This is a genomic window from Dyella sp. OK584, from assembly GCF_057787755.1.
Map to the genome: position 1 here is coordinate 2,606,800 of NZ_CM173542.1, position 19,740 is coordinate 2,626,539.

A 19,740-nucleotide genomic window follows, 5' to 3' on the forward strand; every position below is an offset into this window, starting at 1 on the left:
CTGCGTAGAGAAAATCATCCCGCAGCGAGGCGTCTCCAAAGCCCTGAATGTCGCTGGGTGGGGTGTGTCGTCATGGCCTCGATCGATGACCAATGGCCGGCGAGGCTGAACCAGCGCCTTGCGCGAGTGATGCCCGTGTAGAGCAACTCGCGTGTCAGCGGGATATTGGATTCGCCGGGCAGTACCAACGCGGCGTGATCGAACTCCGAACCCTGCGATTTGTGCACCGTCATGGCGTACACGGTCTCGCGCTCGCCGAGGCGCGAAGGGAGTACGAATCGAATGCGGGTCGCTGAGTCGCCGGCTTCACCGGGCACCTCGAAAGCAACGCGCAGATGCAGAGTGCCGCGTTCATCGGGAACGCGCAGCGCAACGCCGACATCGCCATTCATCAGGCCCAGACTGTAGTCGTTGCGCGTCACCAGTACGGGGCGGCCTTCGTACCATTCGTGGTTGGCATCGATGAGGCCGGCCTGATGCAGGATATCGGTGATCTGTCGATTGAGCCCCTCCGTGCCAAAGGGACCTTGGCGCAGCGCGCAGAGAAGCTGGAAACCTCCGAAGGCGCGCAATACACCGCGCGCCCATGCCTCGATGGCAGTGGGGTGGGCGCCCGCGCGTGGCCGTTCCCGGCGCAACCATTCGAGATAGTGGCGATAGCCAGGGGATGCGACACCATCAGCGCGTGCGACAAAGCGCCTGGCGCCACCCTCCAGCACCAGTTCGGTCAGACGCTGGTTGTCAGCGGCTGCATTCATCCACGCCAAATCGCTGTGCGGTTCTTCAAGCAACAGGCGTACTTGTGTGACGTCTCCTTCGTTCACCTGTTGTGCCAGCCGACCGATGCCGCTATCTGCATCGAAGCGATGGCTGTGGCGCAGCATGGCGACATGCTGATCCAGCGACAGTGCGTCGTCGCGCACCCATGCATTGACGCGATCACCGGTGGTTTGATGCAGCCAGTCAGCAGTGGCCTGGCTGTAATGAGCCACGTCGGCGCGACGGCAGAGATCGCCCAGTACGGCGCCGGCTTCGACGGAAGAGAGCTGGTCCTTGTCGCCGAGCAGGATCAGCCTCGCGTCATCGGGCAGGGCGGCAAGTACCGCGGACATCATTTCCAAGTCGATCATTGACGCTTCGTCGATGACCAGCACATCCAGATGCAGCGGATGGCTGCTGTCGTGACGGAAGCGGCGCGTATCCGGTCGCGCCCCGAGTAGTCGGTGCAGTGTATCTACCTGACTGGGAATAGCGGCGCGCACGTCGTCGTCGATATCGAGCTTGGCGACCTGTGCACCGATCGATGCCTGCAATCGCGCTGCGGCCTTGCCGGTAGGTGCAGCCAGGCGAATGCGCAGCGAGCGTGGTGCATCCTTGCGTTGCAGTGTTTGCAGTAGTCCCAGCAGGCGCACGACCGTGGTGGTCTTGCCGGTGCCGGGACCACCCGTGATAACGGTGAAGTTGCTGCGCGCAGCCAGTGCACAGGCCACGCGCTGCCAGTCGGGTTCGGCAGACGGTGTGGCAGGGAACAACCTGGCGAGTTGATCCGCCAGATGTGCTGGTGCCGCAGACGGCTGCGCCAGCCGTCGGGTGATGGCGCGCGCCACGAGCTGTTCGTGATTCCAGTAGCGACGCAAGTAGAGACGACTGCCATCGAGTACCAATGGCGCGCTGGCGCGATCGGCAACACCCGGCACGGCAATCAGCGCTGAAGAGGCCAGCTGTGCCGGTGTCGCGACGATGGTGCTGATGAGCGTGCGCCAGCTGGCAGGCCATGACGATGCCTCGGTCAGCAATTCCCAGGCGTCCAAGTCCAGGCACAAGTGCCCGTCGGCTTGTTGGCGACTAACCAAGGCACCAAGCAGAGGCAGGGCCGCTGGTGCCGCAGCATCCTGTGTGGCCAGGAAGTGAGCGAACGCGACGTCCAATGCGCGCAGCAAGCCGCGTTCCACGGCCTGATCGAACAAGGCCAGTCTCGGGTCATGCCGCATCGGCGTGTTCCTCTGCGGCAAACAGACGGTCCATGGCATCGACCAAAGCGAGCGGCAGGCGTTCCCGGTGCACGCCATGGCTGGCATTGCCAATGCCGCGCAGATAGAGGTAGGCGACACCGCCCATGTGGCGTTCGTAGTCATAGCCGGGCAGGCGTGCACGCAGCTGGCGATGCAAGGCCAGCGTGTAGAGGGCGTACTGCAAATCGTAGCGTTCACGCAGTACCGAGTCGCGCATGGCGGCAGGTGTGTATGCGCTGGCATCGTTGCCGAGCTTGTTCGATTTGTAATCGATCACGTAGTAGCGGCCGCGATGTTCGACCACCAGGTCGATGAAACCCTTGAGCAGGCCGTTGATGCGCTCTGCCAGGAGCGGCAAACGTGGTCGGGTATCGAGCGTGTGGGCCGTGACCAGGCGGTCCAGTGCCAGCGTGTCGACGTGTTGGGCCTCGAACCAGAACTCCAGCTCGGCGTAATGGCCGTCCATCTCGGCCAGACTGGCCGACGCGCCGTCGGGCAAGGCCAGTGGCGTGCGCAACAACGCTGGCAGCCAGTCCGCCAGCAACGGGATGCTGGCCTGCCAGCCGCGCCGTTGGCAGCGGCGGGCGATTTCCTTCTCCAATCCACGGGTATCGGCGAGCACTTGAGCGAATCCTTCGCCTGCCGACCACTCAAGCAAGTCATGCAGGAAGGTACCGGCCTCGGCACCGGCATGGAAGGCATGCATGCCTTGTGCTGGCGCCTGCATCAGATCGGCGGGCGCAGGCTGCTCGCTGCCAAGCTCGATCAAGATGTCCTGGGCGGCTGTTTCGGGCGCAGGCACGCTGACCACGTCCGCCTCGGCGTATTTGAGCGAGCTATAGCTGGCGACCCACCATCGTTCCATAGGGCGCCCTGCATAGACTCGCGCATCCCACAGCGGCGTGATGTCGTCGCCGCTGGGCTTGAGCATTTGAACTTCGGGCGGTGACAGCGTCTGGATGGCCAAGCCCGGGTGGTCACCACGCAACGATTGGAGGCGAGGCATGAGATCTTCCGGTTTGATGACCTCGCCACCGGAAAGCACATGGCCGAATGCGGATTTGTGCAGCGAGGGCGTCTTCTCGTTACCGATTCGGTAACAGGCGATACCGAGCCAGCAGGCATAGCGGGCACGAGTCAGTGCCACGTAAAGCAGGCGCAGGTCTTCCTGCAAGCGTTCGCGGTCCGCAAGCGCCCATGCCGCATCATTGGCCCGTAGGTCCATATGCAGCTCGCCTTGCGCGTCGTGCCATGCGAAGTTGCCCTTGGCATCCACTTCGCGCATGGAACAGACGAAGGGCAGCAGCACCAGTGGGTATTCCAGTCCCTTGGACTTGTGGATGGTTACCACTTTGATGAGCTCGGCTTCGCTCTCCAGACGCACGATCTGTTCTTCCGCCGTTTCCGATTGCGGATCCGTCGCAGTGGCTATTTGTGCGGCGAGATGGCGAATCAGCGCATGCTCGCCGTCGAGGCTTGCTGCCGCATGCTGCAAGAGTTCGGCGAGATGCAGCAGGTTGGTCAGCGAACGCTCGCCGTCGATGCGCGCAAGCAGGCGCGCCGGCAGATCGAAGGCGTGCAGCAGGTCGTGCAGCATGGCAAGCACGCCGTGGCGCAGCCAGGTGAGGTGAAGTTGGCGGAAGCGTTCGCCGCAGTCTTCCCAGTAGTGTTCGTCGAGATTGAGTTGATCCAGCTCTGCCTCGCTCTGGCCCAGGGTGGGCGTGGCGAGGGCAGCGCGCATGGCGCGGTCGGAGCTGGGCTCGGCGCAGGCCTTCAACCAGCGCAGCAGATCGGTTGCCTCGGCTGAGGCGTAAACGGAATCGCGGTCAGAGAGATAGACGCTCTTGAGACCACGCCGCTGCATTTCCTCGCGAACTTTCGCCGCTTCGGAGCCCTTGCGCACGAGGATGGCAATGTCGCCTGGCTTAAGCGGTGCAAGCACGCCGCTCTTGTCAAGAAATCCGCAGCGTCCCTCCCGCGCGGCGGAAAGCAGCTCGACCAGATAGGCAGCGGCATGGCTAGCCATGAGGTTGGTATAGGCGCCACTGCTGATGGCCTCGGTGCCGTTTTCCACGGCGAGCTGCATAGGCGGCAACGGCTTGCCGTCGAGCACCAGCGCATGATCGCGACCACGCGCGGCAACGGGATGAAAAGGCAGGGCGTGCCTACCTTGCCCGAAAGCGAAAGCACCTTCTTCATGTGTGTCGGCATGCGCGAAGACACGGTTCACCGCATCCACCAGTGCCCGCGTGGAGCGGTAGTTGGTGTCCAGCGTCCACATGGGCTGCTGTGCGGTGGTGCGCGCCTTGAGGTAGGTATGGATGTCCGCACCACGGAAACCGTAGATCGCTTGCTTGGGGTCGCCGATCAGCAGCAGTCCGGTCGATTCGCGCCCCGCGTAGATCCGGCGGAATATGCGCCACTGCAGCGGGTCGGTGTCCTGGAATTCATCGATCAACGCCACCGGATACTGTGCGGCGATGGTGTCGGCCAGTCGCGTGCCGGCATGTCCATGCAATGCGCCATCCAGGCGCTTGAGCATGTCGTCAAAGCCCATTTGAGCGCGGCGTTGCTTGGTCTGATCCAGCCGCTGCGTCACCCAGGTGATGGCATGGGCGAGCACCGAAGCCTGCAAGGGTGCAAGGGCGTCCTGCGCGCCAACGCAGGTTTCGATCGCTGTGAAGGCGGCATGGCTCAGTGGTTGGGCATTCTTGTTCTTCGCCGCAACCAGCGCGCTTTGTGTATACCGAAACAACGTGCTGTCTGCATCGGCCTGGCCGTTCGCCCATTGCCGCAACAGGGCAAGTTCGGCCATGACCTTGTCGCGCTTCATCTTGGTGCCGTTGAGTGCGCCGGCCTGCAGTGCGCTGTCGAACATCGCCTCGATGTGATCAATGTCACCCAGCCAGTGTTGCCGCGCCGTGTCCTCCGCGGCGCGCGCGGTTGCGATGTTGCGATGGAATTCGTCCATCACCTGCTCGGGGTCGGGCAGCGCCTTGCCATCCAGGCGCAGGCTCTCTGTGGGCTGGCGCAGCAGTGGGCGCAACGCCTTCTGCAGATCCGCGGGACTCTTCCACCAGCGCGAGACAAGCGCCGCGCCATCGCGGTTCAGCGGAAAGAAGTAGCAGCGCCAGTAGTCGCGCACGGTCTCGGCGAGCAGTTCGCTTTCGTCGGTATCGGTGTCCTGTACGAAAGGATGACCACTATCGAAGGCGTGCTGGCCGAGCATGCGCTGGCACCACGCATGAATGGTGTGGATGGCCGCCTCGTCCATCCATTGCGCAGCCAGTTCCAACTGGCGCGCGGCGCGTGCCCTGGCGTCGTCATCGGGATAGGCAGCAATGAGGTCGCGCAGGAAATCATCGGGCGCACGGCGCTGGCGGAAAGCTTCCGCCGCTTCGCCGAGCCGTTCGCGAATGCGCTCGCGCAACTCGGCAGTGGCGGCCTTGGTGAAGGTAAGCACCAGAATCTGCGCGGGCAGCAGCGGCGTGTTTCCCTGCATGCCATGACCAAGCACGAGGCGCAGATAGAGCGCGGCGATGGTCCATGTCTTGCCCGTACCGGCACTGGCTTCGATCAGCTGGATGCCATGCAGTGGCAACCGCAACGGCTGGAGTGGTGCGGCGGCGCTCATGCGTCGTCTCCCCGGGCGGCAATCTGCATCAACGGGCTATACAGCGCCAGCCAGCGCGCGAATCCGCCAGCCTCCAATGCCTGGAAACTGGGCCATGCGCGGGCGAGGTACGCATCGTCCTCGACTTCGCCCGGTGCAGGGCTGAAGGCGCTGCCTTCATAGACGAGCTGCGCCTGCTTCCGGGCCTTCTCCTCGTCCTGTGCGTGTTGGAGCCAGGCGAATGCCGTCTTGCGGGCCAGCGGCAGCGGCGCACGCATGCCGTCATGCATCGCGGCCAGCAGGGCGTCAAGCGATGCTTTCGCCTCGGTCATATCGAGCGCGTGCAGCACGACCTGTGCGTCTCTGCCAATGACGCGCGTGTGCATGCGCAGGCCTTGCGTATGAGCCAGCAAATGGACAACCCATGCGCCGATGAGTTTGTCGTGCCGAATGTCGCCACTCTTCTGCAACAGCTTGCCGGCCGCCAGTTCGAGGCGGATGTATGGCGTTTCATCGCCGCGTCGCAAGTCAGTCAGCCAGTCTTCCACCCGCAGGCCATGCGCGGCGTACTGCAATTCGATCTTGTCCTCAGCCGGTGGCCAGCGATCGCAGGCTTGTCGCCAGGCAGAGGCAAGCTCACCGCTTTCGCGCGCAAGTGAATCCTGCAGCAGCTCGCCGAAGCCACCGGGCGGCAGCGCGCCTTGATCGACCAGCTGGCGCGTCGCGACATCGACGGCATCATGGACATCGCCGGCCGTGATAGCAGCATGCAATACCGCAGCGCTGGCGAGATGTTGCTCAAGTGCATTCAGTCCAAACGGCTCGTCATCGGACGTCTCTTCATCGAGTTCGCCGAAATGCACTTTGAGGCGCTGGTTGAAGAAGTAGCGTACCGGGCGGCTTAGGAAACCCTGCAAATGGCCGATGCCAAGAGCGGCATCCGGTTCCCAGCCGGCCAGCGGAACATGGACTGCTTGTGTCGCCTGGGTGCGATGCGCCTGCCGCCATTCGCGCGCATAGGTAAACAGGCGAGTATCGGCGTCGGCGCTGAAGTAGCGGCGACTGAAGGGCTGCAACGGATGCTCAGTGGTCATGGCGGCAAGCAAACGCTTGCCTGCATCGCCATCGTCAGCATCTTCTTCTTTGCCGTGCCATCCGGCCGCAATGTAGTCGCGCAACTGGCCGACCATCACTGAGGGTGGCAGCGTGCTGTTGTCGCGCACGTTGCGGCCCACCCAACTGATGTACAGCGTGTCGCGCGCGGAGATCAGCGCTTCCAGGAACAGGTAGCGATCGTCCTCGCGGCGGGAACGGTCGCCGGGACGTGCTTGGCCGGGCTGTGCCATCAGATCGAAATCGGCCGGTGTTTGCCGGCGCGGATAGTCGCCATCGTTCATGCCCAGCAGGCACACCACGCGAAACGGAATGGCGCGCATCGGCATCAGCGTGCAGAAGCTCACGGCGCCGCCCATGAAACGTTGCGAGAGGCGACTCTCATCCATGGCCTTCAGCCAGTGTTCGCGCACGATGCCGAGCGGCACGGGCAGGGCGAAGTCGGCCTCGATGCAGGCCTCCTGCCATGCATCCAGAGCGTCGCCAAGACGTGACAGACGATCGCCATCGCCGGCGTCCGTGCCATCGAAAAACGTGGCAAGCAAGGCATGCAGGCGTTCATGCCATTGAGTGGGTGTCGCAGGTTCACGCAACAGTTGCCAATAGTGTTCGAGCTGATCGAGCAACAGAATCAAAGGCCCGATCAGCGCTGCGTCCAGCCCGCCAACTTCACCGTAGGGGGCGATACCTTGCCAGGTGTCGCCATCGCCCACGGCGTAACCCAGCAGCATGCGGCGAAGCCCGAAGCGCCAGCTGTTTTGTTCGACGCCGGGCAGATCGAGGCTTCGCTTTTGCTCGCTGTCGAGTCCCCAGCGGATACCGGACCCTTCGATCCAGCGTCGTAATGTGGGTAATCCATTTTCTTGAATGCCAAAGTGGGAGCGCAACGCTGGCACATCGAGCAGGTCGAGCAAATCACTCACCGCAAAGCGCGATTCGGGCAGTAGCAGCAAGTGCTCCAGCGCCACCATCAGCGGTTGCGCGCCACGCGCGGGTTGGTCGGCCACGGAGTAGGGAAGATGACGCGGGTCATCAGGCGACAGCCCACCGAATACAGCCTGCACGTGCGGCGCGTAGGTCTGGATATCAGGCACCATCACGATCACGTCGCGCGGCGACAGTGGCGTGCCGCGCTGGTCCGCTTCCTCGAACATGGCAAGCAGCTGGTCGTGAAGAATTTCCACTTCGCGCTGCGGATTGTGGGCGACGTGAAAGCGCAGCGACGTATCGTTCGCCTGCCATGGCTTCCGCCGCGACGGTTCGGGTGGCAGCGGCTCCAGGTCAAGGACAGCCTGCTGGATCTGCCGCAACAACGTGCCGCCGTCCGTATCGGCAAACAGGTCGATGTTGCGGTTCCACGAGGTGAACTGCTGGCGATACCCTTCGGGGCGATCGAATGCATCGAGCAGGCGAATGTAGTCGCGGCCCTGTTTTCCCCACGCTGCCAGCAACGGGTTGGCGTGTAGATGCAGATCTTCGTAGCGCGGCTCCGCGGGCAGCCCGGGCTTGCCAGACTGACGACGCTGGCTCGCCTTGAGCAGTTCGCGATCCTCGATGATGTCGGCCCAGTAGTGGCGACATGGATTGGCTACCAGCAGCATCACCTGGCTAAAGCGCGCCAAGGCGGTAAGTGCTTCCAATGTCTGTTGCGGCAACGAGGAAATGCCGAACACCACGATGCGCCGCGGCAGCATGGCGGGTCGTGCGTCGATGGTGCCGACACGTTCGAGAAAGGCCTGGTGCACGGCGGCACGATGGTTGTGGCGTTCGCTGCCCACGTCATCGAGCAGCAGCTGCCACAGTCGCGCCTGCCAGCGCTGATCGGCAGTCAATGGAACATGGCGGTCGCGCAATTCGTCGCGCAGCCGGTACTGGCCATGCTCCCAGTCGGTCAGCCAGTCGGCGCGGTAGACCTGGTATTGATCGAACAGATCGGCAACGCGCTCGGCCAGCTGGAAGCGCTTGCGTTCGTCCGGGTCGTCACGGAGAAAATCGCGCAGCGGTGCGAAATCGGGCTCGTGCAGGTGTTGGGGCAACAGGCGCAACAGGCGCCAGCTCAGCCGGGACTTGTCGAACGGCGAGGTGGTGGGCACCGCCTCGCGGCTCAGCACGCTGCGATAGGCCGCCCACAGGAACCTTCCCGGCAGCTGCACGTCGATCGCCGCGCTGATGCCGAGCCCGCCGTCCGCGACAGGTCGCGCCAGCGCCCACTTCAACCACTGCGCGATGCCGTTGCTCTGCACCAGCATCAGCTCGTCTTCCAGCGGGCGCAGTGGCGCGCGGGCCAACCACGCGGTCAGCAGATCGCGCAGGTCTTCCATGCGATTGCCATGGATGACCATCAGGCCCGGTTTGATGGGGGCCTCCAGGGGTAGCTCCAGGTTATGGCTCACGGCAGGCGCAGGGCGGTTTTGCTCATGGGGACATTCTCGCCGAGAGGGCAATGGATGTCCCGTATCTTCGCAGGGTGCCATCGCAGAACCTGAGAGGGCTGCCGCCGGGCGAAGACAGGTGTTTGTTGCGTCGCGCAAGAGGTCTTGTCCATACTCTTCCTACAGACGCTTCATCCATATGGATGTCCAAATGAACCCAAGGACCGAATCATGAGTCATGGCCGTGGCGCCATCGTTCTGCTGGCGGCCGGCCTGCTCGCCGGCTGTGTGACGGGCAATGCGCCTGATGCCGTGCTGCGCGGCGATGCTGCCCATCCGACGCAGGCGCAGGGCTGGGTGGAAACCCGGCTTTATTTTGGACTGGGACCGGCCGGCCATGCGGAGCAGGGCGTTAGTGAACAGGATTGGCGCAGCTTTCTCGACACCGAGGTGACACCGCGTTTTCCTGATGGGCTCAGCGTGCTCGACGTGTACGGTCAATGGCAGGACAAAGGGCAAGCATCGCCTGAGCGGCTGCGCTCGAAGATGCTGCTGATCGACTACGCGGATACATTGGCCAACCGTGCCAAGGTGGAGGCGATTCGCGCCGCCTGGAAACAGCGCACCGGTGACCGATCGGTGTTGCGCGTCACCCAGCCGGCCGAGGTGTCGTTCTGAGATGAGTGCAAGCACACGACAGCACTGGTTTTCGTCCGGCGACCTTAATGGCTTTCTCGGCCTGGTGGTCGACAACCTTTCGATCATGGCTTTTCTGGCCACCGCGCTGATCGGCATCTTCGGGTTTCCTGCCGATATCGTCTTCCTGCGCATGTTTCCCGGCACCACCTTCGGTGTGCTGCTTGGCAACCTCGCCTATACCGCGATGGCGCGAAGGGTGGCCAGACAAAGCGGGCGTGACGATGTCACGGCGATGCCGCTAGGTTTGGATGCACCCACCAGCATCGGCATGGCCCTGCTCGTGCTTGGTCCGGCGTTCCTGCATTTCAAGCAGACGGGCCTCGATGAGCATGCCGCGGGCGTCGCCACCTGGCAGCTTGGCATGGCTTCGCTGGTGATCATGGGCGTACTCAAATTCGTGTTGTCGTTCTTTGGTGGCATGGTGCAGCGACACGTGCCGCGGGCAGGCCTGCTCGGTTCCATCGCCGGCATCGCGCTGGTGCTGATGGGTTTCCTCCCGTTGGTGGAGATCCTCAAGGTTCCCGTGGTGGGTTTTGCCGGCCTTGGCGTGGTGCTCTATGCGCTGGTGGCTCGCGCACGCATGCCGTGGCGCTTGCCTGGTGTGCTGGTGGCGTTCGTGGTGAGTGCGTTGCTTTACTACGTGCTCGGCCCGCTTGGTTGGCTGGGCACGGGATATCAGCCGCCGGTTGCCTGGCAGTGGCGTTTCGCGTTGCCCCTGCCGACGTTGCAGTGGATCGACGGGCTTGCCGCAGCCATACCTTATCTGCCGCTGATCCTGCCGTTCGGCTTGCTCATGGTGGTGGGCGGCATTAACGTGACCGAAAGCGCACGTGCCGCAGGCGACGACTACCGCACCCGCGACATTTTGCTAGTGGAGGCGTTGGCGACGTTGATCGCCGGGTTCTGCGGCGGTGTCGCGCAGACCACTCCCTACATTGGCCAGCCGTCGTACAAAGCCATGGGTGCGCGCAGTGGTTACACCTTGCTCACTGGCCTGGTCATCGGCCTTGGTGGCGTGTTTGGCTATTTGTCCAATCTGGTGGAACTGGTGCCGCTGTCCGTGCTGGCGCCGATTCTGGTCTTCGTCGCCATCGGCATCACCGTGCAGGCGTTCGAGGCCACCCCGGTGCGCTACGCCGCAGCGGTAGTCTTCAGCTTTTTTCCCGCTATCGCGCGGATGGTGACGATCAAGCTCAGCGATCCCACTTACGTGCCGGGTGATCGCTTCGAGGCCCTGTTCACCAATCGCGCCCATGGCATATCCGAACTGGCGGTGATTACCGTGCTTGGCAACGGTTTCATCATCACCTCGATGATCTGGGCCAGCTTTCTGGTTGCACTGATCGATGGAAGGACCGCGCGTGCCGCATGGATCCTGCTGCTCGGAGGCACACTCAGCCTGTTTGGCATCATTCACTCCGTACAATTGAGCGGCGGCATCTATTTGCCGTGGTTGCTCGACGACGCACCGCAACAGCTGGTCTGGCAATTCGCTGGCGCCTATCTGGTGCTCGCGCTCGTGCTGCTCATGTTGTCGGCGATGACCAAGCTCACACAATCCGATTCGGCGTGAAAGCGCAAGGCGGATTTGAGAGTCGTCTCATGGAAGGGGCGGTGTAAGGTAATCACAATTAGCTACCTCGTCGTGATGAGGTGCAGGCACTTGCCTAGACCTTGTGTCTGTCATCACGCGACGAGGTGGAAAGCCGAAGTACTCCCACTCGAAGGGGGAAGGCGGATGTCGCAAGGCATCCGCCGAGGTCCGTAAAGGAAGGCAGACCTGCAGGGTGGCAAACCGTCCAGGGAAGGGCGGCCCACCCAACCCATTACCGATTCATCGCAGGGCTGCGCGCTGCATTGGCTGCCCCCGCAATGGCGACTCGCGATTGCGGCTATGGCGACTCAGCGGTGGAGCGCTGTGTCGGGGATACCTGGGATGCCCGTTACCGTGTCGACTTTGTCCATGGCACGCTCTACACGCTCCAAAGCACTGCATGCCGATTCGGCGGCATAACGTATGAGATACGCCAGGTGCGCGCGATACTGCGAGCCGATGCCATGCGCGCGGATCATGCCGGCCGCTTCGGCCAGACATTCCAGGTCGGTATAGGCACGGTCCAGGTCAGCACTGCTAGAACATTGCACGAAGGCATGCGCGTGGGCCGAATCATGCGAGCGGATGCTCACCACGTCCTCCACTAGCCTGGCCGCCTGTCGTGCCGCAAACACCAGCACATCGGCCGCTGCGTGCGAAAGCTCGCTGTCTGACATGGCGCGATCGGTGAGTTCCACCAGACTGCGGGTGACAACAAGCAGTTGCGTTACGGGATACGCCGCAGCGTCGCTCTGGCCCATGATCCCGACCCCCTCGGAGAATTGGAGGCGGTATTCTCCACGCGGCGAGAGATTTTAGATATCGGAAAAATATGTCACGCCGGGCAATGCTCGTGACAGTCTGATTTACAAAGGAAAAGTGCGCACCGGCAAGCCTTTGCGGGCCGTCGGTCCTGGTGCGGCCGGGGTCAACCGGGTTATGGACGAGGTTCTCCGCTGGTGCCTGCGACCTGTAGTGGGCCATCAGAGGCACGGTGGGCGGTCACTGCTGCCCATCGCTATGGTGCAGTGTCGAGAGTTGCCGCCGTGCCTGCCGGATCTGCAACTCGCCGCTCGGATGACGCCGCAGTTCCGCGTAAAGCAGGCCGATTTCCTGCTTCAGTCGCTCGTTTTCGTCAGTCGCCGCAGCAAGTGCATCGACCAAAACCACCTTTTCTCGCTCGGATGACATGAGGACACTTCCTTCCGCTCGTCGGCCAAGGGCGTGATGCGTCCGCCGCTGTCTAGACAGTAGGAATCGAGTTTGACCGTCTGCCGACAGGGAGATATCCGGATGAGGACAGGGTGGACTAGGCAGGTGATGAATCGATTGCAATCCAGGAATCCATTGATCCTGTCAATGGGCTGCCGACTCTTGCCATCGTGTGCTTGCGGATAGGGCGCCCAAAACAAAAGGCCCGGCGGTGCTGGGCCTTTTTGTTTTGATTCGATGGTGGGCGATGCAAGGATCGAACTTGAGACATCTGATAGACGCGGGGAGGGTAAGTTTGATGAGGGCATCCTTGTTCATTTTGCATCTTTCTGAAGTTGAAGTTCCTCACCTCGTCGAATCTCGTCCTTGAGTCGGCGGAGAAAAGCTACGGCCCTGCCATACATCAGATTGGCGTTGTTGTCGTTCGACAAGAGTCCGTCGAAGTACGTAGCGTATGCAACGTAAGTCATGTCGTAATCATCATTGATGACCTTATCCACATCGGGAGATAGCTGGCCGCCTCCACCAATTGTCTTCAAGGTGTTGAGGAATTGGCAGGTCATGTAGCGAAATAGGTAGAAGTTGTAGATTTCTCCTCGCATGGCATGTTCCGGTGTGTTCGCATATCTGGTCATCGAGATATGGGTAAGCTTAGCTATCTGATGAACGACCTTATCGAAGAGTTGCTTTGGGTAAGGATCATCCGATCTGAGGTATTGCCTGTCTTCCTTCGAGAAGACGCCCTTCAGATCATCCACAATCCCTTGGGCCGACTTCCTAACTGATCTTGCCCCATCAATGATTTCATTTGATTCGCGCATCAGTTTGCGCAAATGACTCTCTGAGGCCGGGTCTCCAGAGAGGATCTTCTCAATATCACGAGGAAAATTTGCGGTTCCTTCCTCATCAATTAAGCGTCCGGCGAGGCCTTTTTCTTTGCCATGCATAGTCATGATTTGGCGGGTCGGCTTCAGAAGGATGACCTTGCCGGAGCAGGGGCGCAAAGGGCCGAGAGATAGCTTCAGGCCGTCCTGATTCGAACCTTTGGTAGCTTCAACGGACCAGTGATCCGTAAGGGCCACATGGTTCTGTGAGTTCGCTAGCCACTCCTGAAGCTTTGAAGCATTCAGAGAGTTCGAATAGTTCACGTCAAGAATCTTGATGGTGCGCCGCATCTCAGCCTCTCTGGATTTCCCCGAGAAAAATCTTAGCCGTAGTTCGCATATATACGGCCCCCCCGCGCGCCCTCCTACTTATACCGGGTGATCTTGAGACCAGGACGGGTTAGGGCATCGCTCGGCGGGCGGTTAGCTGAGCGGTAGAGCGGAACGAAGTGATCCTACTGCCTCAACTAGGCAAGGCTCAGACAGGGAGAATCAAGGGGGTAGGCTGCGCTGTGCACAAACGAGAGGTGTGCACGGTCTCCGATATTCACATTGAACGTTGCGCACGAGGGCCCTAGTAGGGTGCACGTTCCTTAGCGCAGGCAACAAAAAAGGCCCCATCTCTGGAGCCTCTTAAGTACCGTTGAAACAACGGGATATTCGGTGGTGGGCGATGCAAGGATCGAACTTGCGACACCTGCCGTGTGAAGGCAGTGCTCTACCGCTGAGCTAATCGCCCGCCGAGAGCCCGCAAATATAAGGGGTGCCGCGGCACAGGTCAATATGTTCAGGTGCTGCGGGCGGGCAGGTGATTGAAAGGGTGGGTTGATAGAATGGCCCGTTAACCCGGTAATGGCCTCGCCTCATGGACTTTCTCCAGCACGAACTCACCCGCATCCTGACGTCCCTGAATCAGTTCGAACTCACGCCGTGGAAAATCGTCGGCTTGCTGGGTTCGATCATGTTCACCAGCCGCTGGTTCGTGCAGCTCTACTACACCCGCAAGTTGAAGCGGGTGGTGATGCCCCTGTCGTTCTGGTGGTTGTCGGTGATGGGCAGCGCGCTGTTGCTGTCTTACTTCATCGTCGGCAAGAACGATTCGGTGGGCATCATTTCCAATTTCTTCCCTGCCTTCGTGTCGATCTACAACCTGGTTGTGCATATGCGCGAGGTCAAGCGGCGGGAGTTGGTTGAAAGCGAGGTCTGAGGTTCGTTAGTCGGGGTCGTAATCGAGGTTTGGCGCCAGCCAGCGTTCGGCTACCTCGCGCGTCCAACCCTTGCGCTTGGCGTAGTCGTCGACTTGTTCGCGCGTGAGACGGCCCACCACGAAGTACTGGCTACCCGGATGAGAGAAGTACCAACCGGATACGGCTGCCGTGGGATACATCGCGAACCCCTCGGTCAGCTCGATGCCGGTGTTGTGGGTGGCGTCGAGCAGGCGAAATAGCGTGGCCTTCTCGGTGTGGTCCGGGCATGCGGGATAGCCAGGGGCAGGGCGGACACCGCGATATGTCTCGTCGATCAGTGCCTTGTTGTCGAGCGATTCGTCCGGCGCATAGCCCCAGAATTCGCGGCGCACGCGCTCGTGCATGCGTTCGGCGAATGCCTCGGCCAGGCGGTCGGCCAGTGCCTTGAGCAGAATGGACGAGTAGTCGTCGTGCTCGGCCTCGAAGCGGGCGACATGCGCATCGATGCCGATGCCGGCGGTGACGGCGAAGCCACCCACCCAGTCGCGTTTGTTAGGGTTTTTGGGTGCGATGAAATCGGCGAGCGAGAAATCGGGGCGCTCGACTGGCTTGTCTACCTGCTGACGCAGGTGATGCAGGACGGCAAGCTTTTCGCCTTCTGGACTGGTCACCTCGGTGTCATCTCCGACCTGGGCCGCCGGCCAGAAGCCGATGACCGCACGCGCGGTCAGCCAGCGCTCGCCGATGATCTTGTCGAGCATTGCCTGTGCATCGTTGTACAGATCCGTGGCCTGGGCACCGACCACTTCATCGGTGAGGATCGCGGGAAAGCGTCCGGCCAATTCCCATGCATTGAAGAACGGTGTCCAGTCGATATAGGGGCGTAGTTCGGCCAGGTCATAGCTGTCGAACACAGTGACGCCCGGTTGCTTTGGCTGCGGCGGTTCGTAGTTCGCCCAATCGCAGGTGAAACGCTGCGAACGCGCCTTGTCCATCGACACCAGGTGTTTGCCGGGCCCCCGGTTGCGATGGCGTTCGCGCACTTCGGCGTACTCGGCGCGCACCTTGGTCATGAAGTTGTCGACGAGCTCCTTGCTGACCAGCGACTGCGCCACGCCAACGGCGCGCGAAGCGTCCTTGACCCACACGGTAGGCGACTTGTAGTGCGGTTCGATCTTCAGCGCGGTATGCGCACGTGACGTGGTCGCGCCTCCGATCAGCAGCGGGATGTGGAAATCCTGCCGCTGCATCTCGCGCGCAACCTGGCTCATTTCCTCCAGTGATGGCGTGATCAGGCCAGACAGGCCGATGATGTCGGCATTGTGCTCGCGCGCGGTGTCGAGGATCTTTTGCGCCGGCACCATCACGCCAAGGTCAATCACTTCGAAGTTGTTGCAGCGGAGCACAACGCCAACGATGTTCTTGCCGATGTCGTGAACGTCGCCCTTGACCGTCGCCATCACAATCGTGCCGTTGTTCTTGCCCACATCACCGGTGCGCAGCTTTTCCTCCTCGATATAGGGCAGCAGATAAGCTACGGCTTTCTTCATGACGCGCGCGGATTTGACCACCTGTGGCAGAAACATCTTGCCGGCGCCGAACAGATCGCCGACAACGTTCATGCCATCCATCAACGGGCCTTCGATCACGTCCAGAGGGCGTGTGGAAAGCTGGCGCGCTTCTTCGGTGTCCTCGGTGACGTATTGGTCGATGCCATGGACCAGTGCATGGCTCAGACGATCCCGCACCGATTTCTCGCGCCAGGCGAGATTCTCGACAACAACTTCACCTTTCTTCGCCTTGAACTTCTCGGCGATCTCCAGCAGGCGTTCGGTGGAATCGGCGCGACGGTTGAGCACGACATCTTCGACACGCTCACGCAGCTCTTCCGGCACGTCGTCGTAGATCATCAGCGCGCCGGCGTTGACGATGCCCATGTCCATGCCCGCCTTGATGGCGTGGTACAGGAACACCGAGTGGATGGCCTCGCGCACCGTGTTGTTACCGCGGAACGAGAACGACACGTTCGATACGCCGCCGGACACATGGGTATCGGGGAAGCGGCGCTTGATCTCGCGCGTGGCTTCGATGAAGTCAACGGCGTAGTTGTTGTGTTCGTCGATGCCGGTGGCGATGGCAAAGATGTTCGGATCGAAAATGATGTCTTCGGGCGGGAAATCGAGCTTCGTCGTGAGCAGCTCGTAGGCGCGCGAACAAATCTCCACCTTGCGTGCGCAGGTGTCGGCCTGGCCCTGTTCGTCGAACGCCATCACGACCACGGCGGCGCCGTACTGCTGCACCTTGCGCGCGTGCTCGAGGAATGCCTCTTCGCCTTCCTTCATCGAGATGGAGTTGACGATGCCCTTGCCCTGCAGGCAGCGGAGGCCCGCTTCGATCACCGTCCACTTGGATGAGTCGACCATCACTGGCACGCGGGCGATATCCGGTTCGGCGGCAATCAGATTGAGGAAGCGCGTCATCGCCGCTTCCGAATCGATCAGGCCTTCGTCCATGTTGACGTCGATGATCTGCGCGCCGCTGGCAACCTGCTGGCGCGCCACATCCACCGCTTCTTCGTAGCGATCTTCCTTGATGAGCTTGCGGAACTGCGCCGAGCCGGTGACGTTGGTGCGTTCGCCGACATTGATGAACAGCAGGTCGGGTGTGATGACCAGCGGTTCGAGGCCGGAGAGGCGGGTGTGACGTGAAGTCATGCTTTGTCCTCCTCTCCCTTTTGGGGAGAGGATTGAGGTGAAGGATGGGTGCTTGCGGTGTGGTTCATCGGCGCGCGTTCTTTTGCGGGCATAAGGCCAGGTTGGCCCCTCATCCCGGCCATCTCTCCATGAGGGAGAGGGGGCATTACGCGGCCTCCTGTTTGTCTGCTGGAAGGGCGCGCGGCGCGCAATCGCGCACTGCATCCGCAATGGCCTTGATATGCGCGGGCGTCGTGCCGCAACAGCCGCCGACCATGTTCAGCAGGCCATCGCGCGCGAAGCCGCCGATCACGGCGGCCATCTGCTCGGGTGTTTCGTCGTATTCGCCGAAGGCATTGGGCAGGCCCGCGTTGGGGTGGGTGCTGACGAAGCAGTTGGCGGAGTTGGCCAACACTTGCACGTGCGGGCGAAGATCGGCGGCACCAAGCGCGCAGTTGAGGCCGACCGAGATCGGGCGCGCATGCTGCACGGAATAGTAGAACGCCTCGGCGGTCTGGCCGGAGAGCGTGCGACCGGATCGATCGGTGATGGTGCCGGAGATCATCACCGGCAGCCGCGCACCGCGCTGGTAGAACAGCTCGCTGAGCGCGAATAGCGCCGCCTTGGCATTGAGCGTGTCGAAGATGGTCTCGACCATGATGAGGTCGGCGCCACCGTCGATCAGGCCGTTTGTCGCCTCGGTGTAATTGATCACGAGTTCTTCGAAGGTGACGTTGCGGAAGCCGGGGTCGTTGACATCCGGCGACAGCGACGCGGTGCGGCTGGTCGGCCCGAGCACGCCAATCACGAAGCGCGGCTTGTCCGGCGTTTTCGTCTCGACCGCATCGCAGGCCTCGCGAGCGAGGCGGGCACCTTCCCGGTTCAACTCGTAGGCGAGATGATCGAGGTGGTAATCGGCCTGGCTGATGCGGGTGGAGTTGAAGGTATTGGTTTCAACCAGATCAGCGCCGGCTTCCAGATACGCCTCATGCACACCGCGGATGATGTCCGGGTTGGTCAGCGTGAGCAGGTCGTTGTTGCCCTTGAGGTCGCAGCTGCCGGGATGGTCATGCGCATGCGCGCTGTCGTGACCGTCCACGAAGCGTTGCCCGCGAAACGAGGTTTCATCGAGCTCATGACGCTGCAGCATGGTGCCCATTCCGCCGTCGATGATCAAAATGCGTTCGCGCAGCAGTCGTTCCAGCAGGGCGACGCGTTGGGGGTGAATCCAGGGAAGCGTGCTCATGGAGAACCTCAAGGTTTACGCGCCAGCAGGCTGGTCACTTCGAAGTGGGGTGCCTTGCGCTCGCGGCTGAGTCGGTTACAGCTCATGACGTCCAGGCCGGCGGACTTGGCGAAGGTATTCAATTCGCTGGAAGAGAAACCGAGGTTGCGATGGTCGAACGGTTCCACCACGGCACGGTGATCATGTTTGCCCAGGGTGACGGCAAGCAGTCGACCGCCGCTGCGCAGGAGAGATGCCGCTTCGGCCACGGCCTTGGCGGGGTGTTGTGCGTAGGTAAGGGCGTGCAACATCAGAACAAGGTCGAAGCGGCGTTCGCCCAGATCCAATGCATGCATGTCGCCTTGGCGTACTTCCACATTGGCAAAGGGCTTCAGGCGCTGGGCGGCGGCTTCGACTACGCGCTCGCTGCTGTCCACGCAGACGATGGAGCGTGCATGTGGCGCCAGCAGTTCGGCCGTGATGCCATCGCCGGACGCGATATCCAGCACATCGCCGGTTTCCAGCAGTTGCAGCAGCGAGCGGGCCAATGTTTCCCAGGTGCGGCCGGGGGAGTAGTGGCGTTCCATGTCGCCGGCGACGGTGTCGGCCCAGCCTTCTTCCCGCGCCCGTTCGGCGAGCACGCCTGGCAGACGGGCGCCGTCTTCGCGCAACAGGGCATCGTCGATGCTTTCGCGCAGCGACTTCAGCAGGGTTTGCAGCTGTTCGTCGGTTTCGCCGTTGGCGCGATAGTAGGCAGACACACCGGCGCGACGATCGCGCACCAGGTCGGCTTCCTTGAGCTTGGCCAGATGAGTCGACACGCGCGGCTGGGCCAGATGCAACACGGCAGCCAGCTCGGCCACGGTGAGTTCTTCGCGCTCAAGCAGGGCGAGCAAGCGAACGCGGGTGGGGTCCGCCAGCAGGCGCAGTACGCTGGATGCAGTCGCCAAGTCCATCGAGCATCCTTATATCGCGATACAGAGATGCATAAGGCTAGGCCCGGGGGCACGGGGCGTCAAGTTCCGCTGCTTTTCTGTAGGAGCGCACCCTGTGCGCGACAAGCTAACGGAGAGGTGACGTTGCAAGTCTGCGGTCGCGCACAGGGTGCGTTCCTACAGGGAGAACGACAGTTGCTG

Annotated in this window: 12 protein-coding genes and 1 tRNA gene; 3 read left to right on the forward strand and 10 right to left on the reverse strand. The window is 61.8% G+C overall.

Features of this window, described 5'->3' with window-relative positions; all coding sequences use genetic code 11:
- Positions 1 to 14: 14 nt before the first annotated feature.
- From recD to recC, 3 genes are read right to left on the reverse strand one after another with little or no spacing between them, the layout of a single operon-like run.
- The gene (recD, locus tag AC3CBN_RS11690) at positions 15 to 1,991 is read right to left on the reverse strand and encodes an exodeoxyribonuclease V subunit alpha (RefSeq protein WP_488633197.1); all 1,977 of its coding nucleotides are present in this window, start codon (positions 1,989 to 1,991) and stop codon (positions 15 to 17) included.
- Positions 1,981 to 5,646, reverse strand: coding sequence for an exodeoxyribonuclease V subunit beta (gene recB, locus AC3CBN_RS11695; protein WP_488633198.1), 3,666 nt, complete (start codon positions 5,644 to 5,646; stop codon positions 1,981 to 1,983). Before recB ends, recD begins: the two co-directional genes overlap by 11 nt.
- Entirely contained in the window at positions 5,643 to 9,131 is a 3,489-nt protein-coding gene (gene recC / locus AC3CBN_RS11700) for an exodeoxyribonuclease V subunit gamma (protein WP_488633199.1), read from the reverse strand. Before recC ends, recB begins: the two co-directional genes overlap by 4 nt.
- 210 nt (positions 9,132 to 9,341) lie before the next feature.
- Between recC and AC3CBN_RS11705 the strand changes: the two genes are divergently transcribed.
- Both AC3CBN_RS11705 and AC3CBN_RS11710 read left to right on the forward strand, forming a co-directional pair.
- Positions 9,342 to 9,788 carry a DUF3574 domain-containing protein gene (locus tag AC3CBN_RS11705; RefSeq protein WP_488633200.1) on the forward strand — a complete coding sequence of 149 codons (447 nt, stop codon included), beginning with the start codon at positions 9,342 to 9,344 and terminating at the stop codon, positions 9,786 to 9,788.
- Position 9,789: 1 nt separating this feature from the next.
- Complete coding sequence (locus tag AC3CBN_RS11710) at positions 9,790 to 11,382, forward strand: SulP family inorganic anion transporter (RefSeq protein ID WP_488633201.1); 1,593 nt, start codon at positions 9,790 to 9,792, stop codon at positions 11,380 to 11,382.
- Positions 11,383 to 11,711: 329 nt separating this feature from the next.
- Here the strand turns inward: AC3CBN_RS11710 and AC3CBN_RS11715 are convergent, their stop codons facing one another.
- From AC3CBN_RS11715 to AC3CBN_RS11730, 4 genes are all read right to left on the reverse strand, one after another.
- Complete coding sequence (locus tag AC3CBN_RS11715; protein WP_488633202.1) at positions 11,712 to 12,164, reverse strand: hypothetical protein; 453 nt, start codon at positions 12,162 to 12,164, stop codon at positions 11,712 to 11,714.
- A 241-nt stretch (positions 12,165 to 12,405) separates the two neighbouring features.
- Positions 12,406 to 12,594 (reverse strand): hypothetical protein, encoded by a 189-nt coding sequence (locus AC3CBN_RS11720; protein ID WP_488633203.1) that lies wholly within the window; start codon positions 12,592 to 12,594, stop codon positions 12,406 to 12,408.
- Positions 12,595 to 12,929: 335 nt separating this feature from the next.
- The gene (locus AC3CBN_RS11725; RefSeq protein WP_488633204.1) at positions 12,930 to 13,790 is read right to left on the reverse strand and encodes a hypothetical protein; all 861 of its coding nucleotides are present in this window, start codon (positions 13,788 to 13,790) and stop codon (positions 12,930 to 12,932) included.
- A gap of 373 nt (positions 13,791 to 14,163) precedes the next feature.
- Positions 14,164 to 14,238 (reverse strand) — tRNA-Val (locus tag AC3CBN_RS11730).
- A gap of 126 nt (positions 14,239 to 14,364) precedes the next feature.
- On the opposite strand from AC3CBN_RS11730, the gene AC3CBN_RS11735 reads away from it, so the two are divergent.
- Complete coding sequence (locus AC3CBN_RS11735) at positions 14,365 to 14,706, forward strand: lipid-A-disaccharide synthase N-terminal domain-containing protein (RefSeq protein WP_488633205.1); 342 nt, start codon at positions 14,365 to 14,367, stop codon at positions 14,704 to 14,706.
- Positions 14,707 to 14,712: 6 nt separating this feature from the next.
- On the opposite strand, the gene metH is transcribed toward AC3CBN_RS11735, so the two are convergent.
- The 3 genes from metH to AC3CBN_RS11750 form a co-directional block, all read right to left on the reverse strand.
- Entirely contained in the window at positions 14,713 to 17,400 is a 2,688-nt protein-coding gene (metH, locus tag AC3CBN_RS11740) for a methionine synthase (RefSeq protein WP_488633206.1), read from the reverse strand.
- A gap of 145 nt (positions 17,401 to 17,545) precedes the next feature.
- Positions 17,546 to 18,625 carry a homocysteine S-methyltransferase family protein gene (locus tag AC3CBN_RS11745; RefSeq protein WP_488633207.1) on the reverse strand — a complete coding sequence of 360 codons (1,080 nt, stop codon included), beginning with the start codon at positions 18,623 to 18,625 and terminating at the stop codon, positions 17,546 to 17,548.
- An 8-nt stretch (positions 18,626 to 18,633) separates the two neighbouring features.
- Positions 18,634 to 19,560, reverse strand: coding sequence for an ArsR/SmtB family transcription factor (locus tag AC3CBN_RS11750; RefSeq protein ID WP_488633208.1), 927 nt, complete (start codon positions 19,558 to 19,560; stop codon positions 18,634 to 18,636).
- Between the last annotated feature and the right edge of the window lie 180 nt (positions 19,561 to 19,740).

Coding starts and splice junctions, on each gene's coding strand:
- recD (WP_488633197.1), bottom strand. CDS start 1,991: ATGCGGCATGACCCGAGACTGGCCTTGTTCGATCAGGCCGTGGAACGC.
- recB (WP_488633198.1), bottom strand. CDS start 5,646: ATGAGCGCCGCCGCACCACTCCAGCCGTTGCGGTTGCCACTGCATGGC.
- AC3CBN_RS11705 (WP_488633200.1), top strand. CDS start 9,342: ATGAGTCATGGCCGTGGCGCCATCGTTCTGCTGGCGGCCGGCCTGCTC.
- AC3CBN_RS11710 (WP_488633201.1), top strand. CDS start 9,790: ATGAGTGCAAGCACACGACAGCACTGGTTTTCGTCCGGCGACCTTAAT.
- AC3CBN_RS11715 (WP_488633202.1), bottom strand. CDS start 12,164: ATGGGCCAGAGCGACGCTGCGGCGTATCCCGTAACGCAACTGCTTGTT.
- AC3CBN_RS11720 (WP_488633203.1), bottom strand. CDS start 12,594: ATGTCATCCGAGCGAGAAAAGGTGGTTTTGGTCGATGCACTTGCTGCG.
- AC3CBN_RS11725 (WP_488633204.1), bottom strand. CDS start 13,790: ATGCGGCGCACCATCAAGATTCTTGACGTGAACTATTCGAACTCTCTG.
- AC3CBN_RS11735 (WP_488633205.1), top strand. CDS start 14,365: ATGGACTTTCTCCAGCACGAACTCACCCGCATCCTGACGTCCCTGAAT.
- metH (WP_488633206.1), bottom strand. CDS start 17,400: ATGACTTCACGTCACACCCGCCTCTCCGGCCTCGAACCGCTGGTCATC.
- AC3CBN_RS11745 (WP_488633207.1), bottom strand. CDS start 18,625: ATGAGCACGCTTCCCTGGATTCACCCCCAACGCGTCGCCCTGCTGGAA.
- AC3CBN_RS11750 (WP_488633208.1), bottom strand. CDS start 19,560: ATGGACTTGGCGACTGCATCCAGCGTACTGCGCCTGCTGGCGGACCCC.